This window comes from Enterococcus italicus DSM 15952 (assembly GCF_000185365.1).
GTDB lineage: Bacteria > Bacillota > Bacilli > Lactobacillales > Enterococcaceae > Enterococcus_G > Enterococcus_G italicus.
Genome location: NZ_GL622241.1, coordinates 20,482 through 27,594 on the forward strand (window position 1 = coordinate 20,482; position 7,113 = coordinate 27,594).

6 protein-coding genes are annotated in these 7,113 nt (G+C 38.3%); 3 read left to right on the forward strand and 3 right to left on the reverse strand.

What is annotated here, in order from left to right:
• Positions 1-60: 60 nt before the first annotated feature.
• Positions 61-1,848 (forward strand): glycerophosphodiester phosphodiesterase, encoded by a 1,788-nt coding sequence (locus HMPREF9088_RS00105; RefSeq protein WP_007207041.1) that lies wholly within the window; start codon positions 61-63, stop codon positions 1,846-1,848.
• 121 nt (positions 1,849-1,969) lie between these two features.
• Positions 1,970-2,119, forward strand: a complete 150-nt coding sequence (locus HMPREF9088_RS12030; RefSeq protein WP_007207042.1) for a hypothetical protein — start codon at positions 1,970-1,972, stop codon at positions 2,117-2,119.
• A gap of 135 nt (positions 2,120-2,254) precedes the next feature.
• Here HMPREF9088_RS12030 and HMPREF9088_RS00110 read toward each other — a convergent pair whose 3' ends face one another.
• The 3 genes from HMPREF9088_RS00110 to gdhA all read right to left on the reverse strand — a co-directional run bounded on the left by HMPREF9088_RS00110 (position 2,255) and on the right by gdhA (position 5,611).
• Entirely contained in the window at positions 2,255-2,533 is a 279-nt protein-coding gene (locus HMPREF9088_RS00110) for a hypothetical protein (RefSeq protein ID WP_007207043.1), read from the reverse strand.
• Between the two features lie 284 nt (positions 2,534-2,817).
• Positions 2,818-4,164 (reverse strand): glucose-6-phosphate isomerase, encoded by a 1,347-nt coding sequence (locus HMPREF9088_RS00115; RefSeq protein WP_007207044.1) that lies wholly within the window; start codon positions 4,162-4,164, stop codon positions 2,818-2,820.
• Positions 4,165-4,261: 97 nt separating this feature from the next.
• Positions 4,262-5,611 (reverse strand): NADP-specific glutamate dehydrogenase, encoded by a 1,350-nt coding sequence (gdhA, locus tag HMPREF9088_RS00120; RefSeq protein ID WP_040365948.1) that lies wholly within the window; start codon positions 5,609-5,611, stop codon positions 4,262-4,264.
• 109 nt (positions 5,612-5,720) lie between these two features.
• On the opposite strand from gdhA, the gene HMPREF9088_RS00125 reads away from it, so the two are divergent.
• On the forward strand, positions 5,721-6,986 hold the full coding sequence (locus HMPREF9088_RS00125; RefSeq protein WP_040365950.1) for a BaiN/RdsA family NAD(P)/FAD-dependent oxidoreductase: 1,266 nt from the start codon (positions 5,721-5,723) through the stop codon (positions 6,984-6,986).
• Positions 6,987-7,113: the final 127 nt, after the last annotated feature.

The window sequence follows — 7,113 nt, forward strand, 5'->3', positions numbered from 1 at the left end:
AGCTTCTTTGATGGATGTCGTTGTCACTGGCTAGGTATTTTTATTTTGGAGGAATGTTTTATGTCAAAACTCAAATATCATTTTTTATGGACCATCCGGTTTTTAAAACATAGTCCAAGTTATATTCGTGACGTATTATTAGCTCATTTCTTTATTCTAATCGTCGCAATACCTGGACTAACATTTTTAACCAAATTTTTATTGTCTCGGGTAGATGTACATTACTTTAGCCTTGCTACTTTTCCACATACCTTGGCTAAGCAACCCTTTCTTTTTATAGCCTTTATTTGTTTGTTTCTGACATTTTTGCTCATTTTATTTTTTGAATTCTCTTTTTTACTATACAGCATGTACTTCATTACAAATCATCGTCCTGTGTCCATAAAACAGCTTGTAGTATTGTCTTCAAAACAAATCCGATTTCTAAACCCGGCCGTATTAGTTTTCTTTTTGTTCTACGTCATCTTGCTTTCACCTTTTAGCTTTTTGGTTTATCGCTCTGACTTATTGGCCAAAGTTCAACTGCCTGCCTTTATCTTAGATTATATTTTTACGAATCGTTGGCTATTTGTTATCAGTTTTTGTTTGCTTTATCTCTTACTTTTGTATTTAGGGTACCGCTTCTTTTTTGTTTTACCTGAGCTGATCTTAAATAAACTAACTGTCCGTGATGCTATCAGAGAAAGTTTTACATTAACCAAGCATGCGTTTTTACTGATGCTAAGTAGCTTTGGTTTGCTTTTTTTCTTGATCAGTGTCGTCAATACCCTAATTTTGTCGATTATTTCTTTTTTTCAGTTTTATTTAGACTATGCATGGCCACATTTTGCTTTGTATGCGGCTGTCTTTTTTATGCTTTGTTTACAAATCACTTTATTTTTTTCGTTCATTTTAACCACATTTAGTAGCTTTTTCTATATGGTTGAGATTATGAAAAGAAATCATCGTTTACCGAACCTGATACAAGTAACACCAATTTCGACTAGTCTGCCCGCTATTTCAAAGCATTTGCTTTTACTCATCAGCATTCTGACAAGCATTGTAGCATTGAGTTATAATTACACGTATTTGACTACTTTTTCATTGAGCAATCCAGTCACCATCTCACATCGCGGAGTCTCGGATGTCCAAGGAATTCAAAATACAATTCCTAGTTTAATTAAGACTTCTACATCGTATCATCCAGACTACGTTGAAATTGATATACAGGAAACCAGTGATCATCAGTTTATCGTCTATCATGATTTCACTTATAATCACCTAGCAAATAGCCGACTGGTTCCTGAAAAAAGTACATTAGCGACCGCCGAAAAAATGGTCTTACATGAAAATGGTCAGACGGGGAAAATTGCGACATTTGATAACTATTTAAAAGCAGCGCAATCTCTGAATCAAAAATTATTAATCGAAATAAAAACGCAACAAGATAACCCTAAAGCAATGGTCAAACGCTTTTTAGAAAAATACGAATCCATTATTGAAGAGGACCATCACCAAGTGCAATCCTTAAATTATAATGTCGTCGAGCAAATAAAAACACAAGCACCTACTATCAAAACAGGTTATATTACTCCCTTTAATCTAGTGAGTCCTCCTGAGACAAAAGCAGATATCATTGTGATGGAAATGACATCTTTGACTGCTAAATATGTCCAACTCGTCCATAACAGTGGAAAAGAACTCTACGCCTGGACGCCCAATGATAAGAGTACCATCGAACGAATGATGCTCTACGGCGTCGATGGGGTGATTACTGATCGAATGGACTATTTAAACCAAGCAAAGAACGCAATCCGAACTGTTTCTTATGCTGATAAATTAGCATTTTTTGTCCTTGGATTTGGCTAACTTTGTGAATGATTAAGATTTTTTATACTCGAAAGACGGTTTTTTTGAAAAAAAAATGAGTTAGTGGTAGATTATAGATGGTGTTAAAAGCACCATCTATAAAAAGAAGGAGGAATGACAAATGACATTTACCAAAACAAATATGACGTATCGAATTGCATTCGATTCTGTCAAAAATGCTTTCTTAGCTATTGATGCCAAAGATGAAACTCACTTTGCATATGGCGTAACGATTGAAGATGCGATTAAGAACTTAAAATCTGACAAATAAGAGAGGTTCGATTGACAATGACTTGTGGACAGTCTGACGAAAGCAAACGATAAAGACCGTTTTTAGACTAGTGCTAAAAATGGCCTTTTTTTGTTACAAAAAAGCACACCATGAAGAATGCACTTTAAATTTTCATTAATATATCCTTCCTTCTACGTAACCATATCCTAAAAAGTCTTCACTTGGTTTTTTTACTACTTCGCATTCCTTAAAAGATCCCAAAATCGTATAATAGGCATTCCTTCCGTTTGTCAAATCATCATCATAATCAATTAGATCCGGAAATGCGATTACAGTCGGAATATGATCTTTCAACGATTCAATCAACTCTTGCATTTTTTCGTGACTAGAACAAACCAATTTTTGGTCGAACCATTCAAAACTTTCATTTCCTACTCTTATTTTAAAGCCCATTTACCTCACTCGCTTCTTTTGTTTAGACATTGCAGACTAGAAATCTCTGCCTTCACTATATGTTGCCAAAAAAAAGAACTATTTTTAAGTATATCACAACAACTTCTCATCTGATTTAGATCAGATTAAAGCATCGATGTGTTCTTTCAAACATACAATGTGCTATTTTTGTGCAGTTTCTTACTTGACTGTACAAAAAAACCGCCAAAATTGACGGTTCTTTGTCATGCTTCAATTTCAATTATTTGATTGCATGCGTTGCTATAGCATCCGAAAACATCGAATTATAAGCGTGCATTCAATTCTTTTGATAATTCTTCATAGCCTGGTTTGCCTAGTAGGGCAAACATGTTCTTTTTGTACGCTTCTACCCCTGGTTGATCAAATGGATTGACACCATTCAAGTATCCTGACACACCCACTGCTACTTCAAAGAAATACATCAAGTAACCCAACGTATAGGCATCCATCGTAGGGATTTTCACTAAAAGGTTTGGTACGCCACCATCTGTATGAGCTAAAAGAACGCCCTCAAATGCTTTGGTATTAACAAAGTCCACTTCTTTTCCTTGTAAATACCCTAGACCATCTAAATCAGCATCTTGTGTCGGAATTGTGACTGATTTGCGTGGGTTTTCCACTTTAACGACTGTTTCAAAAATGTTGCGGTTTCCTTCTTGAATGAATTGGCCAAGCGAATGCAAATCTGTCGAGAAATTCGCACTAGATGGATAGATTCCTTTTTGATCTTTTCCTTCTGATTCGCCGTATAATTGTTTCCACCATTCAGAGAAGTATTGCATACCTGGTTCATAATTAATCAATAATTCTGTCACTTTGCCTTTACGGTAAAGAATGTTGCGTAATGCAGCATATTGGTAGGCTTCATTTTCTTCTAATTTATCACTTGAGTAGGCATCGCTACCATCAGCCGCTCCTTGCATCAACGCATCAATATCCGCTCCGCTTGCTGCAATCGGTAATAAACCAACAGCTGTCAAGACTGAGAAGCGTCCACCAACATCATCAGGAATCACAAATGTTTCCCAACCTTCTGCATCTGCTTCAACTTTCACCGCACCACGAGCTTTATCAGTAGTGGCATAGATGCGTTTGTTTGCTTCTTCTTTACCATACTTTTCAATCAAGCGTTCTTTAAAGACACGGAATGCGATTGCTGGTTCTGTCGTTGTACCTGATTTTGAAATCACATTAACTGAAAAGTCACGATCACCAATGACTTCAATTAAATCTGCTAAATAGGTCGATGAAATCGAGTTACCAGCAAAGAAAATTTGCGGATAGTTTCTTTCAGCTTTTGGTAATACATTGAAGAATGAATGATGCAAAAATTCAATCGCTGCACGAGCACCCAAGTAAGAACCCCCGATACCGATAACGACAAGAACATCTGAATCTTTTTGGATCTTTTGAGCTGCTTTTTTAATGCGTGCAAATTCTTCTTTGTCATAGTCTTTTGGTAAAGTCAACCATCCACGAAAATCATTACCAGGTCCTGTTCCTTCACGTAACATTTTGTCAGCTGATGAAACCATTCCTTGCATGTACCCTAATTCATGTTCATTAATAAATGGTGCAACGTTTGAATAATCAAATGAGATATGGGTCATTTCTTTTCCTCCTATGAGATAAATTAACTACACCTTAACTTTACTTTTTTTTGGTGAAATGGCAAGCAAAGATTGATATAGAGCCTATTCTCTCAAACTAGACAAGTCCTTGTCTAAGCATTGCCTTAGCAACTTTTTCAAAACCAGAAACATTGGCACCGAGTAAGTAATTATTTTTTTGATTGTACTTTTCTGCTGTATCGCGACAAGATTCATAGATGTCTTTCATGATTCCATCTAGTTGGCTATCGACTTCTTCAAATGTCCATTGCAAGCGTTGAGAGTTTTGACTCATTTCTAAAGCAGATACGGCAACTCCGCCAGCATTCGCTGCCTTCCCTGGACAGTAATAAATCCCATTGTCCACAAAATAATTCGCAGCCTCAAGAGAAGCCGGCATATTTGCCCCTTCAGCAACGACCTTCACACCATTTGCTACCAATCGCTTCGCAGCTTCTTCATCGATTTCATTTTGTGTCGCACAAGGAAAGGCTAGTTCAGCGGATAATTCATGCGCCCAGACCGATCCTCCATAGTACGTTGCCGTTTCTTTTGCTTGTGCATACGCTGTAAGGCGTTCACGCTTCACTTCTTTGATTTCTTTTAGCAAGGCAACATCGATACCACTTTCATCGATGATGTAACCATTTGAGTCTGAACAACTTACGACATTCGCTCCTAATTCTTGTAGCTTTTCAATTGCGTAGATGGCAACATTTCCACTACCAGAGACGATGGCTTTTTTATTTGCAAATGATTGTCCTTGATCGGCCAATACATGCTTCACAAAATAGACAACCCCATAGCCAGTTGCTTCCGTACGTGCTAAGCTTCCCCAGAAATCAAGCGGCTTCCCTGTTAGGACACCTGCATCGTAGGAACGAAGACGCTTGTACATACCAAAAAGATAGCCAATCTCTCTACCACCGACACCAATATCCCCAGCAGGAACATCTAAGTTAGGACCGATGTGTTTACTTAGCTCTAGCATGAAGCTTTGGCAAAAACGCATGATTTCTGAATCTGATTTGCCTTTTGGATCAAAATCACTTCCACCTTTCCCACCACCAATTGGTAGACCGGTCAAAGCATTCTTAAATATTTGCTCAAAGGCTAGAAATTTTAAAATACTTAAGTTAACAGAGGGATGGAAGCGTAAGCCACCTTTATATGGTCCTAAGGCAGAGTTAAATTGGATACGGTAGCCGCGATTGACTTGCCAGTTTCCTTGATCATCTTGCCACGGGACACGAAATTGCAACAAGCGCTCTGGCTCTGTCACAACAGCTAGTAAGTTATGTTCTTCAATTTCAGGATACTCTTCTAAAAAAGGCGTTATTGTTGAAAGAAATTCATCCACCGCTTGTAAAAATTCAGGCTGGTTGGGATCATTCTCGTGAATTTTTGTTTGAATTTTCTGAATATAATTTGTAGTTGTATTTGTCATGTAAGTTCCTCCTTTTTTTGATACTATATATATTAGCATATATTAGCAAAAAATAACCAAGGTTGCATACTTTTTCTACATTGGAATGTTACCTTTTGATGGAGGAACTATGAATACAAAATACGATGTCATTGTTGTCGGTGGTGGCACAAGTGGGATGATGGCTAGCATTGCTGCTGCCGAGCAAGGTGCAAAAGTTGTCCTAATTGATAAAAATAAAAAATACGGCAAGAAACTTTTGATGACTGGTGGCGGACGTTGCAATGTCACAAATAACCGTGAAGTCGATGATCTGATTCGTCATATCCCTGGCAATGGCCGATTTCTCTACAGTACGTTCTCACAATTCAATAATTTCGATGTGATGGACTTTTTTGAAAGCCATGGCGTTTCTTTGAAAGAAGAAGATCACGGACGGATGTTCCCAGTGACAAATAAATCAAAAACCATTGTCGATACCTTAGTAGAAACTGCCACCCAGCTAGGCGTGACATTACTGCCGAATACAACCGTCAAATCTTTGTTGTTCGATGCCGACCATATAACAGGAGTGAAGACTGAGTTTGAAACCATTCAAGCTCCCTGTGTCATATTAACAACAGGTGGCAAAACCTATCCTTCGACTGGCTCGACTGGCGATGGCTATCGCTTTGCTAAATCAGTCGGCCACACAATTACGCCACTCTATGCGACGGAGTCACCGTTACTTTCTGACGAAGCCTTTATTCATTCCAAAGAGCTGCAAGGGATTTCTTTACGGGATTGTTTGTTACAAGTACTCGACAATCAAGGGAAGCTTGTGACTGAACATAAGATGGATCTATTGTTTACGCACTTTGGCCTTTCTGGTCCAGCAGCATTGCGTTGTTCTTCCTTCGTTAATCAGTTACTGGAAAGTCAGCCAGACGTGACTGTTGTGTTGGATTGTTTCCCTGAACGATCGAAAGAAGAGCTTCTTCAATCCATCACCACTAAGCTTCATCAATCAAAAAAAGCAGCCAAAAATGAACTAGCTGCCTTTTTGCCAGACCGGTTATTGGTCTTTTATTTAGAACAGTTAGGCCTAGCCGATACACCCGCAAATCAGCTGACTGAAGCTCAAATCCTATCGATTGTCGAGAAATGGAAAGCCTTCCCAATTCGCGTCAATAAGACCCTACCAATTGAAAAATCATTTGTAACTGGTGGTGGAGTCAATACGAAAGAAATCCAACCAAAATCGATGGAAAGTAAAAAGAAGAACGGGCTCTTTTTTGCTGGAGAATTAGTTGACGTGAATGGCTACACTGGTGGCTTTAATATCACTGCTGCTTTTTGTACTGGCCATAGTGCTGGTGTACACGCGGCTCAAGAAGCTTCCTATTTTCAATTTTAAACGTATTGAAGTAGCGTGAATTGCTCCCGAATGACGAAGTGCTTCACGCTACCAACACGAATGACATGACTAGTTTTGCTACATTCGAATAACTACGACAAAAAGCCAAAAGTTGGAAAAACAACTT

Bases quoted from the DNA above. Each gene is read 5' to 3' on its own strand.
- HMPREF9088_RS00105 (WP_007207041.1), top strand. From the start codon at position 61: ATGTCAAAACTCAAATATCATTTTTTATGGACCATCCGGTTTTTAAAA.
- HMPREF9088_RS12030 (WP_007207042.1), top strand. From the start codon at position 1,970: ATGACATTTACCAAAACAAATATGACGTATCGAATTGCATTCGATTCT.
- HMPREF9088_RS00110 (WP_007207043.1), bottom strand. From the start codon at position 2,533: ATGGGCTTTAAAATAAGAGTAGGAAATGAAAGTTTTGAATGGTTCGAC.
- HMPREF9088_RS00115 (WP_007207044.1), bottom strand. From the start codon at position 4,164: ATGACCCATATCTCATTTGATTATTCAAACGTTGCACCATTTATTAAT.
- gdhA (WP_040365948.1), bottom strand. From the start codon at position 5,611: ATGACAAATACAACTACAAATTATATTCAGAAAATTCAAACAAAAATT.
- HMPREF9088_RS00125 (WP_040365950.1), top strand. From the start codon at position 5,721: ATGAATACAAAATACGATGTCATTGTTGTCGGTGGTGGCACAAGTGGG.